Source organism: Pseudoduganella rivuli, from assembly GCF_009674485.1.
Lineage (GTDB): Bacteria > Pseudomonadota > Gammaproteobacteria > Burkholderiales > Burkholderiaceae_D > Rugamonas > Rugamonas rivuli_B.
The window spans coordinates 79,682-98,931 of record NZ_WKJJ01000025.1 but is presented as its reverse complement, the minus strand read 5'-3'; the positions used below and the strand labels follow the sequence as shown (position 1 = coordinate 98,931).

General features: G+C 63.3%; 19 protein-coding genes and 1 tRNA gene. 15 read left to right on the top strand and 5 right to left on the bottom strand.

Features of this window, described 5'->3' with window-relative positions:
- The first annotated feature begins 162 nt into the window (after positions 1-162).
- Genes GJ700_RS30060 through GJ700_RS30050 form a run of 3 tightly spaced genes read left to right on the top strand, consistent with a single transcriptional unit; the run spans position 163 to position 3,437 of the window.
- On the top strand, positions 163-1,419 hold the full coding sequence (locus GJ700_RS30060) for a hypothetical protein (protein WP_154381000.1): 1,257 nt from the start codon (positions 163-165) through the stop codon (positions 1,417-1,419).
- A gap of 10 nt (positions 1,420-1,429) precedes the next feature.
- Positions 1,430-2,251, top strand: coding sequence for a metal-dependent hydrolase (locus GJ700_RS30055; protein ID WP_154380998.1), 822 nt, complete (start codon positions 1,430-1,432; stop codon positions 2,249-2,251).
- Between the two features lie 37 nt (positions 2,252-2,288).
- A complete protein-coding gene (locus GJ700_RS30050) occupies positions 2,289-3,437 on the top strand; it encodes an alkane 1-monooxygenase (protein ID WP_154380996.1) in 1,149 nt (382 codons plus the stop codon).
- A 6-nt stretch (positions 3,438-3,443) separates the two neighbouring features.
- Here GJ700_RS30050 and GJ700_RS30045 read toward each other — a convergent pair whose 3' ends face one another.
- Genes GJ700_RS30045 through GJ700_RS30025 form a run of 5 tightly spaced genes read right to left on the bottom strand, consistent with a single transcriptional unit; the run spans position 3,444 to position 8,355 of the window.
- Complete coding sequence (locus GJ700_RS30045; RefSeq protein WP_154380994.1) at positions 3,444-4,688, bottom strand: hypothetical protein; 1,245 nt, start codon at positions 4,686-4,688, stop codon at positions 3,444-3,446.
- Complete coding sequence (locus GJ700_RS30040) at positions 4,685-5,425, bottom strand: outer membrane lipoprotein-sorting protein (RefSeq protein ID WP_154380992.1); 741 nt, start codon at positions 5,423-5,425, stop codon at positions 4,685-4,687. Before GJ700_RS30040 ends, GJ700_RS30045 begins: the two co-directional genes overlap by 4 nt.
- Positions 5,418-6,716, bottom strand: coding sequence for an ABC transporter permease (locus GJ700_RS30035; RefSeq protein WP_154380990.1), 1,299 nt, complete (start codon positions 6,714-6,716; stop codon positions 5,418-5,420). Before GJ700_RS30035 ends, GJ700_RS30040 begins: the two co-directional genes overlap by 8 nt.
- Complete coding sequence (locus GJ700_RS30030) at positions 6,713-7,453, bottom strand: ABC transporter ATP-binding protein (protein WP_154380988.1); 741 nt, start codon at positions 7,451-7,453, stop codon at positions 6,713-6,715. Before GJ700_RS30030 ends, GJ700_RS30035 begins: the two co-directional genes overlap by 4 nt.
- Positions 7,454-7,476: 23 nt before the next feature.
- Positions 7,477-8,355 (bottom strand): UbiA family prenyltransferase, encoded by an 879-nt coding sequence (locus GJ700_RS30025; protein ID WP_154380986.1) that lies wholly within the window; start codon positions 8,353-8,355, stop codon positions 7,477-7,479.
- Positions 8,356-8,503: 148 nt separating this feature from the next.
- Between GJ700_RS30025 and GJ700_RS30020 the strand changes: the two genes are divergently transcribed.
- The 12 genes from GJ700_RS30020 to nuoH all read left to right on the top strand — a co-directional run bounded on the left by GJ700_RS30020 (position 8,504) and on the right by nuoH (position 19,246).
- Complete coding sequence (locus GJ700_RS30020) at positions 8,504-9,484, top strand: NAD(P)H-quinone oxidoreductase (protein WP_154380984.1); 981 nt, start codon at positions 8,504-8,506, stop codon at positions 9,482-9,484.
- Positions 9,485-9,605: 121 nt separating this feature from the next.
- Entirely contained in the window at positions 9,606-10,364 is a 759-nt protein-coding gene (gene tpiA / locus GJ700_RS30015) for a triose-phosphate isomerase (RefSeq protein WP_154380982.1), read from the top strand.
- Between the two features lie 35 nt (positions 10,365-10,399).
- A complete protein-coding gene (secG, locus tag GJ700_RS30010; protein ID WP_154380980.1) occupies positions 10,400-10,858 on the top strand; it encodes a preprotein translocase subunit SecG in 459 nt (152 codons plus the stop codon).
- 105 nt (positions 10,859-10,963) lie between these two features.
- Positions 10,964-11,048 (top strand) — tRNA-Leu (locus GJ700_RS30005).
- Between the two features lie 278 nt (positions 11,049-11,326).
- On the top strand, positions 11,327-11,686 hold the full coding sequence (locus GJ700_RS30000) for an NADH-quinone oxidoreductase subunit A (RefSeq protein ID WP_371868202.1): 360 nt from the start codon (positions 11,327-11,329) through the stop codon (positions 11,684-11,686).
- A gap of 3 nt (positions 11,687-11,689) precedes the next feature.
- The gene (locus GJ700_RS29995) at positions 11,690-12,166 is read left to right on the top strand and encodes a NuoB/complex I 20 kDa subunit family protein (RefSeq protein ID WP_154380978.1); all 477 of its coding nucleotides are present in this window, start codon (positions 11,690-11,692) and stop codon (positions 12,164-12,166) included.
- An 18-nt stretch (positions 12,167-12,184) separates the two neighbouring features.
- Positions 12,185-12,778 carry an NADH-quinone oxidoreductase subunit C gene (locus GJ700_RS29990; protein WP_154380976.1) on the top strand — a complete coding sequence of 198 codons (594 nt, stop codon included), beginning with the start codon at positions 12,185-12,187 and terminating at the stop codon, positions 12,776-12,778.
- Positions 12,778-14,031 carry an NADH-quinone oxidoreductase subunit D gene (locus GJ700_RS29985; protein ID WP_154380974.1) on the top strand — a complete coding sequence of 418 codons (1,254 nt, stop codon included), beginning with the start codon at positions 12,778-12,780 and terminating at the stop codon, positions 14,029-14,031. Before GJ700_RS29990 ends, GJ700_RS29985 begins: the two co-directional genes overlap by 1 nt.
- 18 nt (positions 14,032-14,049) lie before the next feature.
- Entirely contained in the window at positions 14,050-14,529 is a 480-nt protein-coding gene (nuoE, locus tag GJ700_RS29980; RefSeq protein ID WP_154380972.1) for an NADH-quinone oxidoreductase subunit NuoE, read from the top strand.
- Complete coding sequence (nuoF, locus tag GJ700_RS29975; protein WP_154380970.1) at positions 14,526-15,821, top strand: NADH-quinone oxidoreductase subunit NuoF; 1,296 nt, start codon at positions 14,526-14,528, stop codon at positions 15,819-15,821. The genes nuoE and nuoF overlap by 4 nt, the downstream gene beginning before the upstream one ends.
- An 18-nt stretch (positions 15,822-15,839) precedes the next feature.
- Positions 15,840-18,164, top strand: a complete 2,325-nt coding sequence (gene nuoG / locus GJ700_RS29970; protein ID WP_154380968.1) for an NADH-quinone oxidoreductase subunit NuoG — start codon at positions 15,840-15,842, stop codon at positions 18,162-18,164.
- Positions 18,164-19,246: an NADH-quinone oxidoreductase subunit NuoH gene (nuoH, locus tag GJ700_RS29965; RefSeq protein WP_154380966.1), complete on the top strand. Its 1,083-nt coding sequence runs from the start codon at positions 18,164-18,166 to the stop codon at positions 19,244-19,246. Before nuoG ends, nuoH begins: the two co-directional genes overlap by 1 nt.
- Positions 19,247-19,250: the final 4 nt, after the last annotated feature.

Sequence of the window (19,250 nt, the reverse complement as noted above, 5' to 3'; positions counted from 1 at the left end):
TGTGGCTGGCCGCCGCGCCGGCGCCACAGGGCTGGTGCGCGCACGTTGCGTCGGCCGGGCCGTTCGGCCGGCTGGACGTGGTATGCGCCGCGCCGCGGCGTGCGCTGCTGGCCGGCGCGGGCGGCATGGACATGGAATGGATGGATCATGAAAGGAAGACCGATGCAATTCTCCGCTGAACTGGTACGCCAGGCCGGTGACGCTTATTTCATGGCGCTCGACAGTCTGGGTTGTCCGACCGACATCGTGATTGTCGGCGACCTGGCGCGCGCCGCGCCGCTGGAACAGGCGCTGGCCGCCTACGCGCGCCTGGTGACGGCCTGGCCGGAACTGCAGCTGGTGCGCCAGCGTAGCGGCAATGGATGGCACTGGAGCGCGCGGCCGGAACCGGCCTGGCGCGCGGCGCTGGAGCAGGCCTGCGCGGCCTTGCGCGGCCACGGGCCCGTGGCCGCGGGCGATGCCGCGCTGCCGCTGCGGCTGACCGCGTGGGAGGCGGGACGGGTTGAATTCCGTGTCGACCATACATTTGCCAACGGCCGTGCCGGCTACTGGTGGGTCGAACAGTTCTTCCGCCAGCTCGATGCCATGGCCGACAGTGCGGCGGCGCCGGCGGTGCCGGCGCCGGCCGAACCTCCACCGGGGCCGGCCGTGCTGCCGGCCCTGATGCACGGCATGGTCTCCCAATGGCGCTGGCGCGCCCTGCGCGGCCGCTCCCCATTGCGGCGGGCGCAGCCGGAATCGGCGTTTCGCCACCATGTGGTGCGCCATGTGCTGACGGAGCGGCAGGTGGCGCAATTGATCGGCACGCGCCGCGACGGCGAAAGTTATACGCAGGCGCTGACCAGGCAACTGGCGGCGCACGTCCTGGAATGCTGCCCAGACACGCCCGGGTTCGGCATTCAAGTCGCTGCCGACCTGCATCCGGCATGCGGTGCGCCGATGCGCGCCCCCGGCAATTACACGGGCGTCATCACCGGCTATGTGCGGCGCGGCCCGCGCCTGGCGGCGCAGGTGGCGGAATTGTTCGGGCGTGTCCGCGCCGGCGCGCCGCTGGGCCTGATTCGCCTGTTCCAATGGTCGTCGCCGGGGCAGTCGCGCATGACAAGCTGGTTGGCGCGGCGGTTTGCCTTGCTGTTGCAAGGCAAGGGCGAAGTCATGCTGGATCCGCTCATGACCATTTCCAACCTGGGCCAGGTCGATGGCGCCCATACGCGCCGCTGGCTGAGCGCGGTATCGCTGGGCACCACCACGACCTTCATCCATGTCGGGGTATCGCGCATCCATGACACCACCACGCTCGAATTCACCTTCCCGGTCAACCTGTATGAACAGGCGGCAGTGGCGGACATGATCGCCCGCTGGCTGGAACGCGCGGCGCCAGCGGCCGCCAAACCGGCCGCAGCCGCTTCCTGCGTTTGAAAGGATAGTTATGCAACACACACCCATAGTGCACCGGCGCATGGAGTTCAAACTCGACGAGTTCGAACTGAACTGGAACGGTGGCGACGCCTACCGCAGCCAGGCGCTGAACGCGATTTCCATGACGTTCCCGGTGGGGGAACGCTGGCTGATCGATACCGTACGACGCGCCATCGACACGCTGCCGGAAGACAAACAGCCGTACTGGCGTGAATATGCGCGTGGCTTTATCGCGCAGGAATCCACGCACAGTGCGATCCACCGCAAATACAATGCCCGCCTGGAGCAGCTGGGCCTGGACAACTGGTGGGAGCGCCGCATCAGCAAGCGCGCCGAGTGGGGCGCGACGGGAACGCCGCTGAACCAGCTGGCGTCGTCGGTCGCCTACGAGCATATGACCGCCGTGCTGTCCGGCGCCACGCTGCGCAACCAGCAATGGCTGGCCGGCGCCGACCCGGAACTGGCGCGCCTGTGGAACTGGCATTCGTCTGAAGAGATGGAACACAAGCACTTCATCCACGAACTGTACCTGGCGATCGGGGGCGGCAAGACGCGCCGCGTGCTGTGGTACCTGTGGGCGCTGGCGATCTTCATGTATGAGTCCCATGCGCAGGCGTTTTACAACCTGTACCGCTCGGGCGCGCTGCGGCGCTGGAAGACGCTGGGTGAAGCGCTGCGCTTCAATTTCGGATGGCGTGGGTATGTCTGGTCGTGTACCTGGGGACTGGTGAGCTTCGTCAATCCCTGGTACAAGTTCCGGCGCGACGTCACCGACAAGCTGGCGCAGCAATGGCTGCAGGATAATCCGCCGGCGGCACGGCCGCAGGCCTGAAACCGGACCTCTGTTCATTCTTTTTTAATTCAATATCATGACTATTGCGCAAAGCGCCGGCGTGGCGCTGAAGGATCCCAACAAGGCGCTATGGCTGTTCAGCCCCCTGGTGCCGATCATGGCGCTGTTTTACCTGGGCCTGGGCTACTGGACCGGCCAATTGGCCTTTTACTGGGCGTTTCCGGTCGTAATCTACGTGTTCATTCCGGTGACGGACTGGCTGGTCGGACGCAACACCCGCAATCCGTCCGCCGCGCTGATCGACGCCATGGAGCGCGATCCCTATTACCCCGCGCTGGTCTACGCGTTCGTGCCGTTCCAGTTCATCGTCACGGGCTTCGGCGCCTGGGTCATCGCGATGTCGCCGCCGCTGCCCTGGTGGGCCATCTTCGGCCTGGCGCTGTCGGTCGGCGTGGTCAACGGGGTCGGTTTTATTGCCGCCCATGAGTTGACGCACAAGAAAAACGCGCTGGACCGCTGGCTGGCCAAACTGTCGCTGGCGCCCACCGCCTATGGCCACTTCTTCGCCGAGCACGTGCGCGGCCACCATAAGAACGTCGCCACCCCGGGCGATCCGACCAGTTCGCTGCTGGGCGAATCGTTCTGGCGCTACCTGCCGCGCGCGGTGCTGACCGGTATCGTTTCGGCATGGCGGATCGAGCGCGACCGCTTGCAGCGCCAGGGCCGCAGCACCTGGATCCCTGCCAATGAAAACCTGCATACGTGGGCGATGACGGTCGCGCTGTTTGGCGGCCTGGTGCTGTGGCTGGGCTGGATCGTGTTTCCTTTCCTGCTGGCCCAGGCGGCTTACGGCATCATCCTGCTGGAAGTGACCAACTACATCGAGCACTATGGCCTGTTGCGCAAGAAACTGCCGAACGGCAATTATGAACCGTGCTCTCCGGCGCACGCCTGGGACAGCAACCATTTCGTCTGCACGCTGTTCCTGTTCCAGTTGCAGCGCCATGCCGATCACCACAGCAATCCGGGCAACCGCTACCAGAGCATGCGCTGCTTCGACGGCACGCCGCAATTGCCCGCCAGTTATGTGACGATGATGCTGGTGGCGTATGTGCCGCCCCTGTGGTATCGCGTCATGGACCACCGCGTGGCCGCACACTACAACGGCGACCTGAGCCAGGCGCATGTGCACCCGTCGCGCCGCGCGGCGCTGGGGCTGGTGTAACGGCGATCAGAAAAGGAACAACTTGACGCCGGCGCTCAGTTGCGTGTGCGACAGGGCGCCGAATTCGCTGCGGCGCGCGCCGCCGTTGATGGTGGCGCCGCCGAAGATGGACAGGTGGCGCTGAAGGTTTTCTTCCCGGTAGATGCGCAACTGGCTGCTGCCGTCCTGCGGGTTGTGCGCCAGGTCGAGCCGCCAGTAGCGGCCGGTCTCCTGCGGGTTACTCTGCCAGCCCAGCCAGGCGGTGCGTGCGCCCAGCGGTTGCGGCGCCAGCGCCAGCGATTGGGCCAGCCGGAGCGCGGCGCCCGGATCGCCCATGGCCGAACGCAGCGCGTCGGTCGCTTGGCGGGCCTGGAAGGCGCGCTGCGCGGCGGTGCCAAGGCCATGCTGGCTGTACAGGTATTCCAGGCTGACCGACTGGCCGTTCTCACGCGTATAGCTGGCGCCCAGCAGCACGGTCTGGCCACGGCGGCCGGCTTGCGGCGCCGGCGCGTCCGCAGGCAAGACCGATTGCGGGCGCCGGCTGTTCCATTCCCCGTACAGCAGCCACGCATCATCCGGTATCCATTGCGCGAACCCGCCGATGAACAGCGCCTCCCGCGGGCGCCGGCTGAGCACGAGGCTGGCGACATGGCTGTCGCCCTGGCGTTCAAACCTGGCGAGGGTGGCGCCGTCGGAGCGCGGCAGGTCCATGCTGTGCGCCAGGGTGCGGGACGAGGTGACGCGGGCCAGCGTGACGCTGCCAGCCTCGCTGCTGTGACTGACGCGCAGCAGGTCGACCCCGGGCGTGTTGGCCAGCGGATTGCTGCGCGCCGAATTGAAATACAGCGGATGGCTGGGGGAGCGGTAGGACGCCGGTCCCCATGTCAATAGCTCGCGTCCGGCAGTCACGCTGGCGGCGCCGGCGCGCAGCCGCAGATAGGCCTGGTTCCAGACCAGTGGCGCGCCGCACGCATCGGCGGCGGACGGCGCGCTGCACGTGGCCACCCAGCTGGGATGCAGCACCAATTCAGGTTGCGCTGGCCATTCAGGCCAGCGCGCGCGGACGTTCAGGCGTGCATCGGCCAGCCATTGCCGCTCGGGCAGGCGCAGCGCATTGCCCGGATTCAGTTCGGCGTCCTGGCGCAAGTCCGACCGGGCGCCGTACAGCCAGACCTCCAGCGCGCTCGCCACATCGGCCCCGGCCGCCCTGGCCGGCGTCGCGGCGACCAGGCAGCAAGCCAGCGCGGCGGCCGATGCGCTACCGCCGCTCACAGCGCGTCGACGTTGAAGTCGCTGCCCGACAGCGCCATCGGCTTGACGTTGGTGAAGCGCATCCGGCTTTCCTCAACGGACACCGCATCGACCACCGTCATGTTGCTGACGAACGGCAAACGGCCACTCTTTCCGGTAACCGCGTTGCCATACTCGAAGGTGGCAGACTTCATCAGCTTGCCTGACAACGAATAGAACTCGGCGCGCAGTCCGACGTGCCGGCTGGCCGAGATCCAGTAGACGATATGGTCATATGTCGTATTGCGTCCCTTCGCCACCAGGTCGAGCACCTCGCATTCTTCGCCGTCGATCTTCTCGCGCCGCAGCAGCGTGGCGTTGTAGTCGCGCGCATAGTTGGTGGCGGCGACGTCGCCGATGGCGATCAGGCCGGACAGGCGCTGGCGCGGCGAAATCGGCACGGCCTTGCGCAAGCCGGGTTTGCCCAGCCACAGGTTGTTGTTCACCTGTAGCATTTTGGCGCCCTTGCTGCTGACCGGCTCCAGGATTTCCACTGTGCTGGCGCTGGCGATGGTGCGCACGCGCATCTGGTAATGGTCGTCGGGGCCTTTGCCCACGTTGATCAATTCCACATCCCAGCCCAGTCCGCTTGCACTGGCGCCGCGCGCGGCGTCAGATGCCTGCAGCAATTGCTGGGCGTCGGCAGCCAGCGCCGCGGGCGCTGACAGCAGGGTCGAGAGAAGCAGGGCGCCCGTATGGCGCGGAAGGAATTCAAACATGGCCTAAGGAATTGGGAATGGGCTGGCGTGCCGCGCGCAGCGCCGGCAGCCAGGTGGCCAATGACGACAGCAGGCACAGAAAGATCGCCACCAGCACGGTGTTGAGCACGTCGAGGCCGACATGCAGGGGAATCGCCAGGGTATTCGCCGGCGGCACATAGCGGATGTCGGCCAGGTTGACGCCGTAGCGGGCCGCCAGCATCAAGGCGAGGCCCGAGCCAATGCCGAGCACGACCATGATGGCCGACTCTTTCATGAACAACTTCACCACCGCTGCCGGCGTCATGCCCAGCGCGCGCAAGGTGCCGATCTCGCGCGTGCGCTCAATCACCGCCATGCTCATGGAGTTGGCGACGCTGAGGATCACCACCGCCAGCACCACGGCCAGCATCAATACGTAGGTGATGTCGTAAATGCCCTTGATTTGGCGGTAGAAGGCGGACACTTCCTGCCAGGTGCGCACTTCCAGGTCCAGGCCGTTGGCGCGGAATGCCGCCGTCAACCGGTCGCGCATGCCGGCGGTGGCGGCTTCGCCGGGATTTTCCTTGACATAAATGCGCTGCATGCGTGTGCTCGATTGCAACGGCGAATTGTCCTGCACCAGTTCCTTGGTGAACAGCACGGTCAGGCGGTCGGCCATGCCCGGCGCGTCCAGCAGCGTGCGGGTGCCAGACAGCGGCAGCAGCAACAGCTTGTCGTTGGTGGCGACATTGCCGCTGTTGAGCGTGTCGTGCACGTCGACATCCATCGCGTTGACCTGGCCGTGCAGCGTGCTGACCAGCATGGTGCCGTAGTCGCCACGCTTCAGGTTCAGGATCTGGCCCAGCCCCTCGGCCAGGATGGTCACGGCGCCCTGGCCCGACGGCAGCGGGCGGGCTCCGCCGTTGAACGGCCCCTGCAGCACCTGCAAGTCATCCGGGTCCACGCCTTCGCCGACGAAGATCGTGCTGCTCTTTCCATTGGACAGCAGCCCAAACGAACCCATGCGAGGAACCAGGTAAGCCTGCGGCAATTCGGTGCGGATGATGCGCTCGGCCCGGGCGAGGTCATCGGGGGTCAGCATGTAGCGGGCCGGCTCCAGGCGCCCCTGCGTCAGCCAGCCGCGCTTGTTGATCATCAGGTGGCCGGTCAGTTCGCCGTGCACGGCCACGTTGCCCAGGCCGACATAGATGCTTTTGGTATAGCCGGCAAACAAACCCAGCGCCATGAAACCGACCGCGATGCTGGCGACCATCACGATGCTGCGGCGCCAGTTGCGCCACAAGTTGCGCCATGCCAGGATCCAGTTCATGCGGCCTCCCTTGCGCAGTCGTCGACGATGCGGCCGTCGGTCAGGCGCACCAGGCGGGGCATGCGCTCCATCAGGCGCGGATCGTGGGTGGCAATGATGCACGTGGCGCCGGTGCTGCGGTTTAGCGAAGCCAGCAATTCCATGACTCCGTCGCCGGTGCGGGAATCCAGATTGGCAGTCGGCTCGTCGGCCAGCAGCACGCGCGGTTCGGTGATCAGCGCGCGGGCGATCGCCACGCGCTGGCGCTGGCCGCCACTGAGCCGGTCGGGCCGGAAATGCAATTGCCCTTCCAGCCCGACCTGTTCCAGCCAATGGCGCGCGCGGGCGGACGCCTGGGCTGCGGACTGGCCCTGGATATGCAGCGGCAGCATCACGTTTTCCAGCGCCGACAGGACCGGCACCAGGTTGAAGTTCTGGAAGATGAAGCCAATCTTGCGGCTGCGGCACTCGGCGCGGCGGACTTCGTCCAGCGCGGCGACATCGTCGCCTTCCAGCCGCAGCGTGCCGCTGGTGGGAAAATCAATCAGGCCCAGCAGGTTTAACAGCGTGGACTTGCCGCTGCCGGAAGCGCCGCACAGGGCGAGGTACTCGCCGTGGCGGATGGCCAGCGACACGTCGCGCAACGCTTGCACGTCGGTACGGCCGAACGGAAAGGTTCGGCTGATGGCCTGCAGGTCGTACAGGGGCGCGCGCGGGGGCGGCGTGGCGCCCCCGCTAATGGTCAGGTGGGAATTCATCAGGGATGGACGACAGTGAGGATTCAGCGCAATTGCGCGTCGAGCAGCGAAATGCAGGTCAGCGCGCCGCATACGTACAGCACGTACAGATGGGAAGCCAGCCGCTTGTCCTGCAGGCGGAAGTAGTACTCGGTGAAGGCCAGCATGGCCGCCAGGTGGACGTAGATCAGCATGAAGCCACGCGGCAGCAGGCCGTACTGCATGCCGCCGATGACCAGCGCGCAGACCGCCAGGTGGGTCGCATGCAGCAGCCACCTGGACGCCGTCAGCCCGAGCATGTTGGGGATGGTCATCACGCGGGTCTGGCGGTCGCCGTTCAGGTCGCGCACATCCCACAGCAGTTCGACAAAGTAATTCATGCCGAAACAGATGCCCACGATCAGCAGCGTCAGCGCTGTGGGGGCGGTGCCGGTATAGGCCAGCGCCAGGCCGATCAGCACCACCGACCAGTGCAGCGCCGCATACAGGTTTTTGACGTAGGGCAGGGTCTTGATGCGGACGGTTTTCCCCCCGATGCGCAGCGGCGCGCTGTAGGCGCCCGAGGTCAGCATCACTACGACGATCAGCATGCCGTAGCCCAGGTCGTGGCTGGCCGCCGCCGCCCAGGTCAGCGTAAACACGGACAGCGACATGGCGCGCGCATTCCTGCTGCGCGGCACCACCCGGCCGGGCGTGATTTCCGCATTCGCTGTATCTTCGTGCTCGTCGAAGTACATGTTGATCAGGTAGGCGAACAGTACCGAGCCCAGAATGGTCAGGTAAGCCATCGTGTCCAGCGGCAGTTGCAGATATTGGTTCCAGAAAGCCACGATCACGACACCCATGGCGATCACGTGTATGCGGTTGTGGAAAACGAAATTCATGGCGGCGCTGGCGCGCAGGGACGGGGCGGAGGAACGCATCAACGGGGGCTTAAAAGAAAGCTAAATTTATAAAAATGGAAAAGGTTGTAAAGTTTCCATCTTTCCTCGCTTTGCGTCAATCCTTTCCTTGATCGGCAACATGGCCATGCGCGTGGCTATAATGGCGCACCAGACTTTGGGAGGAGCGATGCGTGCAATAGAAATCACCCAGCCGGGCGGAGCGGACGTGCTGCAGTTGTGCCACAGGCCGGTGCCGGTGTGCGGTCCCGGGGAGGTGTTGATTCGTGTCCGCGCGGCCGGCATCAACCGTCCCGACGTATTCCAGCGCATGGGCAGCTATGCGCCGCCGCCCGGCGCGTCCGACATCCCGGGCCTGGAAGTGGCTGGCGAAATCGCCGGCGGGGATCTGTCGGGGACGCCGTTCAGGCAGGGCGACCTGGTGTGCGCGCTGACGCAGGGCGGCGGCTATGCCGAATACTGTACGGCGCCCGTGCGGCAGGTGCTGCCCGTGCCGGAAGGATTGAGCGTGCTGGAGGCGGCCTCGTTGCCGGAGACGTTCTTTACCGTGTGGAGCAACGTGTTCGACCGCGCCGGACTGGCCGATGGCGAGACCTTGCTGGTGCAGGGCGGCACATCGGGCATCGGTGTCACGGCCATCCAGTTGGCCCGGGCGCTGGGGCATCGCGTGTTTGCCACCGCCGGCAACGACGACAAGGCGCGTGCGTGCGAGCGCCTCGGGGCGGAGCGCGGCATCAACTATAAAACCGAGGATTTTGCGGCCGTCGTCAAGGAAGCGACCGGCGGGCGCGGTGTCGATGTCATTCTCGACATGGTGGGTGGCGATTATTTGCCGCGTGAAATCGCTTGCCTGGCCGATGATGGCCGCATCGCCATCATTGCGCTGCTGGGCGGCGCCAAGGGCACGCTGGACATGGGGCAGGTGCTGCGCCGCCGCCTCACGGTGACCGGATCCACCTTGCGTCCGCGTTCGGTGGAATTCAAGGGACGCATCGCCGCGCAATTACAGGCCCGGGTCTGGCCGCTGTTGCAACAGGGCGCGATCAAGCCGGTGATTTTCAAGACGTTCCCGCTGGAGCAGGCGGCGCAGGCCCATGCACTGATGGAAAGCAGTGCCCACATCGGCAAGATCATGTTGGCAGTCCAGTGAGGTCACGTCATCCCGGCATGACACGGGCTGATGTTGCAGGCAAGTTAATAGATCAACGGTATTCTTTGACCCCGATTAACGCCTCGCGTTAAAATAACGGGTTATTGAATTTTAGGCTACTATGCGACGCAAACTTGTAATCGGCAATTGGAAGATGAATGGCAGCCGCGACAGCATCAACACGCTGTTGTCCGGCATTATCGCCGGCCTGGGTGCCCAGTCAGCCCAAAAAGCGGATGTCGCGGTTTGTGCCCCGGCTCCGTACCTGGCGCAGTGTCAGCAGATGCTGGCCGCTACGCCGGTGGCATGGGGTTCGCAAGACGTGTCGGCCTATGCGGCCGGCGCCTACACGGGCGAAGTCGCGGCATCGATGCTGAATGACTTCGGCTGCCGCTACGCCATCGTTGGCCACTCGGAGCGCCGCGCGTATCACGGCGAGTCCAATGAACTGGTGGCGCAAAAAGCGCTGGCCGCCGTCACGGCCGGCCTGACCCCGGTGGTGTGTGTGGGCGAAACGCTGGAACAGCGCGAGGCCGGCCAGACCAGCGTCGTCGTGTGTGCGCAGTTGCAAGCGGTGATGGATGTGCTGGAAACCGCGCTGCTGTCGAAAATCGTGCTGGCTTACGAGCCGGTATGGGCGATCGGTACCGGCAAGACGGCAACGCCCGCCATGGCGCAGGAAGTGCACGCGGAATTGCGCAAGCAACTGGCGACCCGCAGTGCGGAAGTCGCGCAGGGCATGCAGATCCTGTATGGCGGCAGCATGAAGCCGGACAACGCCAGGGAATTGATGGCGCAGCCGGATATCGACGGCGGCCTGATTGGTGGTGCAGCCCTGAAGGCGGCCGACTTCCTCGGCATTATTTACGCGGCTGATTAAGCCGCCGAACATTTAAAAAACTGGAATAGAAACACATGAACGCTTTTTACAACGTAATCATCATCGTGCAAGTCCTGTCGGCGCTGGCCATCATCGGCCTGGTGCTGCTGCAGCATGGCAAGGGCGCCGACATGGGCGCGGCTTTCGGTTCCGGCGCGTCGGGCAGCCTGTTTGGCGCCAGCGGTTCGTCGAACTTCATGTCGAAATCCACGGCGATCGCCGCCGCGATCTTCTTCGGCGCGACCCTGGCGCTGGCATCGATGGCAACGCACCGCGCCAGCAGTACGGGCGGCGGTGTGTTGGAGAACTACAAGGCCGCACCAGCCGCACCGGCTCCGGCCAAGGGTGCGGACGCGATTCCTGGTGCGGCACCGGCGGCGCCTGCCGCACCTGCTGATGGCGTTCCGGCTGCTGCGGGCGTGCCTGCCGCCGCGACCGCGCCGGCTGCTTCGGCGCCTGTCGCGCCGGCATCGGCGCCAGCCCAGCAGAAGTAATCCGAGTACTCTAGGATTTTAGTCAAGTTTGTTCGTTTTTCTTCTTGTTTAAGCGCAATACGCATTAACAAAGGCGTTGAAACCGAGTAGAATAGCGGCCTTAATGCCGACGTGGTGAAATTGGTAGACACGCTATCTTGAGGGGGTAGTGGCGCAAGCTGTACGAGTTCGAGTCTCGTCGTCGGCACCATAATTAGAAAAAGCCAGCAAGGAGGCCTGGGTTATGCACCCTGACCAACCGCTGGTTTTTTTACGAGGATGTTTAGCCCGTGCCTTGCCTAACGCTGGGAAGGTGCGGGCGGCAAGAGCTTGTTTCAAATTGAACGCAGTTAGGCGTGGCAAAGAAGCCAGTGCGCTGCACGGTGAAAAGTCGCTTCGACGCTGTGTTCCGTAAGGAGCAGGCGCTCGCGCCGCGGTTGCTGCCGCGGTGTCATCTCAACCGAACGTTCAACATTAAGCTCAACCACCGTGAACCTCGAAAATTATTTCCCCGTCCTCCTGTTCCTTCTCGTCGGCATTGGTGTCGGCGTCGTTCCGCAAGTCCTGGGCCGTCTGCTCGGCCCCCACAAGCCTGATGCGGCAAAACTGTCTCCCTACGAGTGCGGCTTCGAAGCGTTCGAAGATGCGCGCATGAAATTCGACGTGCGTTACTACCTCGTCGCGATCCTGTTTATTCTGTTCGACCTGGAAACGGCATTCTTCTTCCCATGGGGCGTCTCGATGCGCGAACTGGGCTGGCAGGGTTTCATCACGATGATGGTGTTCATCGCTGAATTCGTGGTCGGTTTTTGGTATATCTGGAAGAAAGGTGCCCTTGATTGGGAGTGAGCCATGGCTATTGAAGGCGTATTAAACGAAGGTTTCGTCACCACGACGGCGGACAAGCTGATTAATTGGGCGCGCACCGGGTCGATGTTCCCGATGACGTTCGGTCTTGCATGCTGCGCAGTCGAGATGATCCATGCTGGGGCGGCGCGTTATGACCTGGACCGTTTTGGCGTTGTGTTCCGTCCGTCGCCGCGTCAGTCCGACGTCATGATTGTTGCCGGCACCTTGTGCAACAAGATGGCGCCGGCGCTGCGCAAAGTCTACGACCAGATGGCCGAACCGCGCTGGGTGATCTCCATGGGCTCATGCGCCAATGGCGGCGGCTACTACCACTATTCCTATTCCGTGGTGCGCGGTTGCGATCGCATCGTGCCGGTCGACGTCTATGTGCCGGGTTGCCCGCCGACCGCGGAAGCGCTGCTGTACGGCATCCTGCAACTGCAGAACAAGATCAAGCGCACCAACACGATCGCACGTTAATCGGGGCGCTTAAAAAATATGAGTACACAACTGGAAGTATTGCAATCCACCCTGGCCGCCGCGCTGGGCGAACGCGTTACCGTGACGGTGGCGCTGGGCGAAGTCACCCTGGTGGTGAAAGCCGCCGATTACTACAGCGTCATGCAGGCGCTGCGCGATAACGCCGCACTCGGCTTCGATCAATTGATCGACCTGTGCGGCGTCGACTATTCCACTTACGGCGAAGGTGCGTGGGACGGCCTGCGTTTCGCGGTCGTATCGCACCTGCTGTCGGTCAAGCACAACTGGCGCGTGCGCGTGCGCGTGTTCGCACCGGACGACGAGATGCCGGTCCTGGCCTCCGTGACCTCGCTGTGGCGCGTGTCGAACTGGTTCGAGCGCGAAGCGTTCGACATGTTCGGCATCATCTTCGAAGGCCACAACGACCTGCGCCGCATCCTGACCGATTACGGCTTCATGGGGCATCCGTTCCGCAAGGACTTCCCGATGTCGGGCTACGTGGAAATGCGCTACGACGAAGCACAGAAACGCGTCATCTACCAGCCTGTGACGATCGATCCGCGCGAAAACGTGCCGCGCGTGATCCGCGAAGAAAACTACGGGATGAAATAATGGCTGAGATTAAGAATTACACCCTGAACTTTGGTCCGCAGCACCCGTCCGCGCACGGTGTGCTGCGCCTGGTGCTGGAGCTGGACGGCGAGGTGATCCAGCGCGCCGACCCGCATATCGGCCTGCTGCACCGCGCCACTGAAAAACTGGCGGAACAGCGCACCTATCTGCAGTCCGTGCCGTACATGGACCGTCTCGACTACGTGTCGATGATGTGCAACGAGCACGCGTATGTGATGGCGATCGAAAAGATGCTGGGTCTGGAAGTGCCGTTGCGCGCCCAGTACATCCGCGTGATGTTCGACGAGATCACCCGTTTGCTGAACCACCTGCTGTGGCTGGGCGCGCACGCGCTGGACGTGGGCGCCATGGGGCCGCTGCTGTACGCGTTCCGCGACCGCGAAGACTTGTTCGACTGCTACGAAGCCGTATCGGGCGCGCGTATGCACGCGGCGTATTACCGCCCGGGCGGCGTATACCGCGACTTGCCGGACTCGATGCCGCAGTATAAGCAATCGCCGATCAAGTCCGCCAAGGCCATCAAGGAACTCAACGAAAACCGCCAGGGTTCGCTGCTGGACTTCATCGAAGATTTCACCCGCCGGTTCCCGACCTATGTCGATGAATATGAAACCCTGCTGACCGATAACCGTATCTGGAAACAGCGTACCGTCGGTATCGGCGTGGTGACGCCGGAAGATGCGCTGGCCATGGGATTCACCGGCGCCATGCTGCGCGGCTCGGGTATTGCCTGGGACCTGCGCAAGAAGCAGCCGTACGAAGTGTACGACTTGATGGACTTCGACATCCCGGTCGGTACCAATGGCGACTGCTATGACCGCTACCTGGTACGGGTGGAGGAAATGCGCCAGTCGAACCGCATCATCAAGCAGTGCGTGGAATGGCTGAGGAATAATCCTGGTCCGGTGATGTCGGACAACCGCAAGGTGGCGCCGCCGTCGCGGGTGGACATGAAGACCAACATGGAATCGCTGATCCACCACTTCAAGCTGTTCACCGAAGGCTTCCACGTACCACCAGGCGAAGCATACAGCGCGGTGGAACATCCGAAGGGCGAGTTCGGCGTCTACCTGATATCGGACGGCGCGAATAAGCCGTACCGCATGAAGTTGCGCGCTCCGGACTACGCCCACCTGGCGTCGCTGGATGAAATGGCGCGAGGCCACATGATTGCCGATGCCGTGACCATCATTGGTACACAAGACATCGTGTTCGGCAGTATCGATCGCTAAGTCCGAGAGGCAAAAAGAATGTTGTTATCCGAGCAGTGCTATAAAAAAATCGACCGCGAGTTGGCCAAGTATCCGGCCGACCAGCGCCAGTCGGCCGTGATGGCCTCGCTGGCTCATGCCCAGGTTGAACTGGGCTGGGTTTCCCCTGAAGTCATGAAGGAACTGGCCGACTACATCGGCATGCCGGCCATCGCCGTGCAGGAAGTGGCCACCTTCTACAATATGTACAACCTGAAGCCGGTCGGCAAACACAAGATCACCGTGTGCACCAACCTGCCATGCGCGTTGTCCGGCGGCGAACGCGCCGCGCATCACCTGAAACAGAAACTGGGTATCGATTACCGCGACACCACGGCCGACGGCGAATTCACGCTGATGGAAGGCGAGTGCATGGGCGCGTGCGGCGACGCACCGGTGCTGCTGGTGAATAACCACCGCATGTGCTCGTTCATGAGCAACGACAAGATCGACGCCCTGGTGGAGGAATTGAAGAAATGACCTGTCTGCACGACCGTCACATCCAGCCGCTGATCCTGAAGGACCTGACTGGCGACAACTGGCACCTGGCCGACTACGTGAAGCGTGGCGGCTATTCGGCGCTGCGCCGCATCCTGGAAGAAAAGATCGCGCCTGAAACCATCATCGCCGACCTGAAAACGTCGGGCCTGCGCGGCCGCGGCGGCGCTGGTTTCCCTACCGGTTTGAAGTGGAGCTTCATGCCGCGTCAGTTCCCTGGTCAAAAGTACCTCGTCTGCAATACAGATGAGGGCGAGCCGGGCACTTTCAAGGACCGCGACATCATCCGCTACAACCCGCACGCACTGATCGAAGGCATGGCCATCGGCGCGTACGCGATGGGTATCACCGTGGGCTACAACTACATCCACGGCGAGATCTTCCAGGAATACCTGCGCTTTGAAGAAGCGCTGGAAGAAGCGCGCGCGGCGGGCTTCCTGGGCGACAAGATCATGGGCAGCGAGTTCAGCTTCCAGCTGCACGCGCACCATGGCTACGGCGCCTACATCTGCGGCGAAGAAACCGCGCTGCTGGAATCGCTGGAAGGCAAAAAAGGCCAACCGCGCTTCAAGCCGCCATTCCCTGCGTCGTTTGGCCTGTACGGCAAGCCGACCACCATCAACAACACGGAAACGTTTGCCGCTGTCCCGTTCATCCTGAACATTGGCGCGGAAAACTACCTGGCGATGGGCAAACCGAACAACGGCGGCACCAAGATCTTCTCGATCTCGGGCGACGTCGAGCGTCCGGGCAACTACGAAGTTCCACTGGGCACGCCATTCGCGAAGTTCCTGGAACTGGCCGGCGGCATGCGCGGCGGTAAAAAGATCAAGGCCGTAATTCCCGGCGGTTCGTCGGCGCCGGTCGTGCGTGGCGAACTGATGATGAACACCGACCTGGACTATGATTCGATCGCCAAGTCGGGTTCGATGCTGGGTTCGGGCGCGATCATCGTCATGGACGAGACCCGCTGCATGGTCAAGGCGCTGGAACGCCTGGCGTACTTCTACTTTGAAGAGTCGTGCGGCCAGTGCACGCCGTGCCGTGAAGGCACTGGCTGGATGTACCGCATGGTCCACCGTATCGAGCACGGCCAGGGCCGTCCGTCGGACCTGGACATGCTGAACTCCATCGCCGACAACATCCAGGGCCGCACGATCTGCGCGCTGGGCGACGCTGCCGCGATGCCGGTGCGCGCCTTCGTCAAGCAGTTCCGCGAAGAATTTGAATATCACGTCGAGCACAAGCATTGCTTGGTGCCCGCTTACCTCTAAGCCTGCGTAACGATCACCATGGTTGAAATCGAAATAGACGGCAAGAAAGTCGAAGTCCCTGCTGGTAGCATGGTGATGGACGCTGCCAACAAACTGGGTACCTACATCCCGCACTTCTGCTATCACAAGAAATTGTCGATCGCAGCGAACTGCCGCATGTGCCTGGTCGAAGTGGAAAAGGCGCCGAAGCCTTTACCTGCTTGCGCCACGCCCGTGTCGGCCGGTATGGTTGTGCGCTCCGCCAGCGACAAGGCGGTGCACGCACAGAAGTCCGTGATGGAATTCCTGTTGATTAACCACCCGCTGGATTGCCCGATCTGCGACCAGGGCGGCGAATGCCAGCTGCAAGACCTGGCCGTCGGCTACGGCAAGAGCTCGTCGCGCTACGAAGAAGAAAAGCGTGTCGTGGCGCCGAAGCAAGCCGGCCCGCTGGTGTCGATGGAAGAAATGTCGCGTTGCATCCAGTGCACCCGTTGCGTACGCTTTGGCCAGGAAGTGGCCGGCGTGATGGAACTGGGCATGATCGGCCGCGGCGAACATTCGGAAATCACGACCTTCGTCGGCGAAGCCGTGTCGTCGGAAATGTCCGGCAACATGATCGACCTGTGCCCGGTCGGCGCGCTGACGTCGAAGCCATTCCGCTACAGCGCCCGCTCGTGGGAACTGTCGCGCCGCAAATCCGTGTCGCCGCATGACTCGCTGGGTTCGAACCTGATCGTCCAGGTCAAGAACGGCAAAGTCATGCGCGTGCTGCCGCTGGAAAACGAAGCGGTCAACGAATGCTGGATTTCCGACAAGGACCGCTTCTCGTACGAAGCGCTGGACAGCGCCGAACGCCTGACGCAGCCGATGCTGAAGCAGGGCGGCGAATGGAAGGAAGTCGACTGGCAGACCGCGCTGGAATACGTGGCGCACGGCCTGAAGAACATCAAGCACGAACACGGCGCGGACAGCATCGCATCGTATGCGACGCCGCATTCGACCGTGGAAGAGCTGTACCTGCTGCAAAAGCTGACCCGCGCCGTGGGTTCGGAAAACGTGGACTTCCGCCTGCGCCAGACCGACTTCGCGCTCGACGGCCAGGTGAAACCTTGGCTGGGCATGCCGATCAATGACGTCACCATGCTGCAACGCGTGTTCGTCATCGGCTCGTTCCTGCGCAAGGACCACCCGCTGCTGGCAACCCGCATCCGCGCCGCCGTGAAATCCGGCGCGAAACTGTCGGTGCTGCATGGCGCGGACGAAGAAAACCTGATCACCACCGCCAACAAGATCATTGCCGCGCCATCCGACTGGCTGGCCGCGCTGTCGCAAGTGGTGGTGGCTGTCGCCACCGCGAAAGAAGTGGCTGCTCCGGCCGGCTTCGACGGTATCGAAGCGTCCGACGCCGCCAAGGCGATCGCCGCTTCGCTGCTGTCGGGCGAGCGCAAAGCAGTCTTCCTGGGTAACGCCGCCGCCGCGCACCCGCAGGCATCGCAGCTGCACGCCGCCGCGCAGTGGATCGCCGAGCAGACCGGCGCCAAGCTGGGCTACCTGGTGGAAGCGGCCAACACGGTCGGCGGTTACCTGGTGGGCGCGAATGCGAAGAACGCCGCTCCTGCCTTCTTCGCACCGAAGAAAGCCTACGTGCTGCTGAACGTGGAACCGGAACTGGATGCGGCCAACCCGCAGCAAGCGATTTCCGCCGTCAAGGGCGCCGAGATGGTTGTGGTGATGTCCGCCTTCAAGCATGGCGCCGAATATGCCGACGTGCTGCTGCCGATTTCGCCATTCACCGAAACGTCGGGCACCTTCGTCAACGCGGAAGGCCGTGCGCAATCGTTCAACGGTACGGTGAAACCTGCCGCCAACGCGCGTCCTGCATGGAAAGTGCTGCGCGTACTGGGTAACATCCTGGGCCTGTCGGGCTTCGACTATGAAACGTCGGAAGCCATCCGCGACGAACTGTTCGGCGCCGGCGTGACGGACCTGTCGGCTAAACTGGGCAACGTGGCCAAGGCTGCGCCAGTGGCCGCCAAGTTCGGTTCCGGCGAGCAGACCGAGCGCCTGGCCGATGTGCCGATCCACTTCGCCGATGCGCTGGCGCGCCGTTCCGGCCCGCTGCTGGCCACGCCGGATGGCGCCGCACCGTCGGTGCGCGTGTCCGCCGCGCTGGCCGCGAAGCTGGGCGTGAAAGCCGGCGACCGCGTGGTGGTCGCTCAGGGTAATGGTTCGGCCGTCCTGCCAGCCATGATCGAAGCCGGCCTGCCCGCCAACGTGGTTCGCGTTGCCGCCGCCCACGCATCGACCGCCGCTCTGGGCGCGATGTTTGGTCCAGTCACCATCGCCAAGGAGGCCAAGTAATGGCGTTGCCTGAGTTCGTAACTGTTATTCAAACCCAGGGCTCCGCATTGCTGGGTCCGGTCTGGCCACTGGCCTGGACCATGATCCGCCTGCTGTGCGTGATGATGCCACTGCTGTTGCTGGTGGCTTACCTGACCCTGTGGGAACGCAAGCTGATCGGCTGGATCCAGATCCGTATCGGCCCGAACCGTGTCGGTCCCGCCGGCCTGCTGCAGCCGATCGCCGACGCGCTGAAGCTGCTGCTGAAAGAAATCGTGATTCCGACCAAGGCCGCGAAGGGCCTGTTCGTGATTGGTCCGATCATGACCATCATGCCGGCGCTGGCCGCCTGGTCGGTGGTGCCGTTCGGCCCGGAAGCGATCCTGGCCAACGTCAACGCGGGCATGCTGGTGCTGCTGGCGATCACGTCGATGGAGGTGTACGGCATCATCATCGCCGGCTGGTCGTCGAACTCGAAGTACTCGTTCCTGGGCGCGATGCGCGCCTCGGCGCAGATGATTTCGTATGAAATCCCGCTGGGCTTCGTGCTGGTCGTGATCCTGATGGTGTCCGGTTCGCTGAACTTCATCGACATCGTCGTGAGCCAGCAAAAAGGCCGGATGGCCGACATGGGCCTGAACTTCCTGTCGTGGAACTGGCTGCCGCTGCTGCCGCTGTTCGTGATTTACCTGACGTCCGGCCTGGCCGAGACCAACCGCCACCCGTTCGACGTGGTGGAAGGCGAGTCGGAAATCGTGGCCGGCCACATGGTGGAGTACGCAGGCATGTCGTACGCGATGTTCATGCTGGCCGAATACGCCAACATGATCCTGATCGGCGTGCTGGCATCGATCATGTTCCTGGGCGGCTGGTCCGCACCGGTGAAATTCCTGGATATCGGCGGCGGTTTCGGCGGCTTCTTCTGGCTGTTCGTGAAGACCTTTGCCATCGTGTCCGTGTTCATCTGGGTGCGCGGTACGTTCCCACGCTACCGCTATGACCAGATCATGCGTCTGGGCTGGAAAGTGTTCATCCCTCTGACGCTGGTATGGCTGGTGCTGGTGGCCGGTGTCATGCAGACGTCCTGGAATATTTGGAAGTAAGGAA

What these genes read in the sequence shown, in the direction of transcription:
- GJ700_RS30060 (WP_154381000.1), top strand. Translation starts at nt 163, where the DNA reads ATGCAATTCTCCGCTGAACTGGTACGCCAGGCCGGTGACGCTTATTTC.
- GJ700_RS30055 (WP_154380998.1), top strand. Translation starts at nt 1,430, where the DNA reads ATGCAACACACACCCATAGTGCACCGGCGCATGGAGTTCAAACTCGAC.
- GJ700_RS30050 (WP_154380996.1), top strand. Translation starts at nt 2,289, where the DNA reads ATGACTATTGCGCAAAGCGCCGGCGTGGCGCTGAAGGATCCCAACAAG.
- GJ700_RS30040 (WP_154380992.1), bottom strand. Translation starts at nt 5,425, where the DNA reads ATGTTTGAATTCCTTCCGCGCCATACGGGCGCCCTGCTTCTCTCGACC.
- GJ700_RS30035 (WP_154380990.1), bottom strand. Translation starts at nt 6,716, where the DNA reads ATGAACTGGATCCTGGCATGGCGCAACTTGTGGCGCAACTGGCGCCGC.
- GJ700_RS30030 (WP_154380988.1), bottom strand. Translation starts at nt 7,453, where the DNA reads ATGAATTCCCACCTGACCATTAGCGGGGGCGCCACGCCGCCCCCGCGC.
- GJ700_RS30025 (WP_154380986.1), bottom strand. Translation starts at nt 8,355, where the DNA reads ATGCGTTCCTCCGCCCCGTCCCTGCGCGCCAGCGCCGCCATGAATTTC.
- GJ700_RS30020 (WP_154380984.1), top strand. Translation starts at nt 8,504, where the DNA reads ATGCGTGCAATAGAAATCACCCAGCCGGGCGGAGCGGACGTGCTGCAG.
- tpiA (WP_154380982.1), top strand. Translation starts at nt 9,606, where the DNA reads ATGCGACGCAAACTTGTAATCGGCAATTGGAAGATGAATGGCAGCCGC.
- secG (WP_154380980.1), top strand. Translation starts at nt 10,400, where the DNA reads ATGAACGCTTTTTACAACGTAATCATCATCGTGCAAGTCCTGTCGGCG.
- GJ700_RS29995 (WP_154380978.1), top strand. Translation starts at nt 11,690, where the DNA reads ATGGCTATTGAAGGCGTATTAAACGAAGGTTTCGTCACCACGACGGCG.
- GJ700_RS29990 (WP_154380976.1), top strand. Translation starts at nt 12,185, where the DNA reads ATGAGTACACAACTGGAAGTATTGCAATCCACCCTGGCCGCCGCGCTG.
- GJ700_RS29985 (WP_154380974.1), top strand. Translation starts at nt 12,778, where the DNA reads ATGGCTGAGATTAAGAATTACACCCTGAACTTTGGTCCGCAGCACCCG.
- nuoE (WP_154380972.1), top strand. Translation starts at nt 14,050, where the DNA reads ATGTTGTTATCCGAGCAGTGCTATAAAAAAATCGACCGCGAGTTGGCC.
- nuoF (WP_154380970.1), top strand. Translation starts at nt 14,526, where the DNA reads ATGACCTGTCTGCACGACCGTCACATCCAGCCGCTGATCCTGAAGGAC.
- nuoG (WP_154380968.1), top strand. Translation starts at nt 15,840, where the DNA reads ATGGTTGAAATCGAAATAGACGGCAAGAAAGTCGAAGTCCCTGCTGGT.
- nuoH (WP_154380966.1), top strand. Translation starts at nt 18,164, where the DNA reads ATGGCGTTGCCTGAGTTCGTAACTGTTATTCAAACCCAGGGCTCCGCA.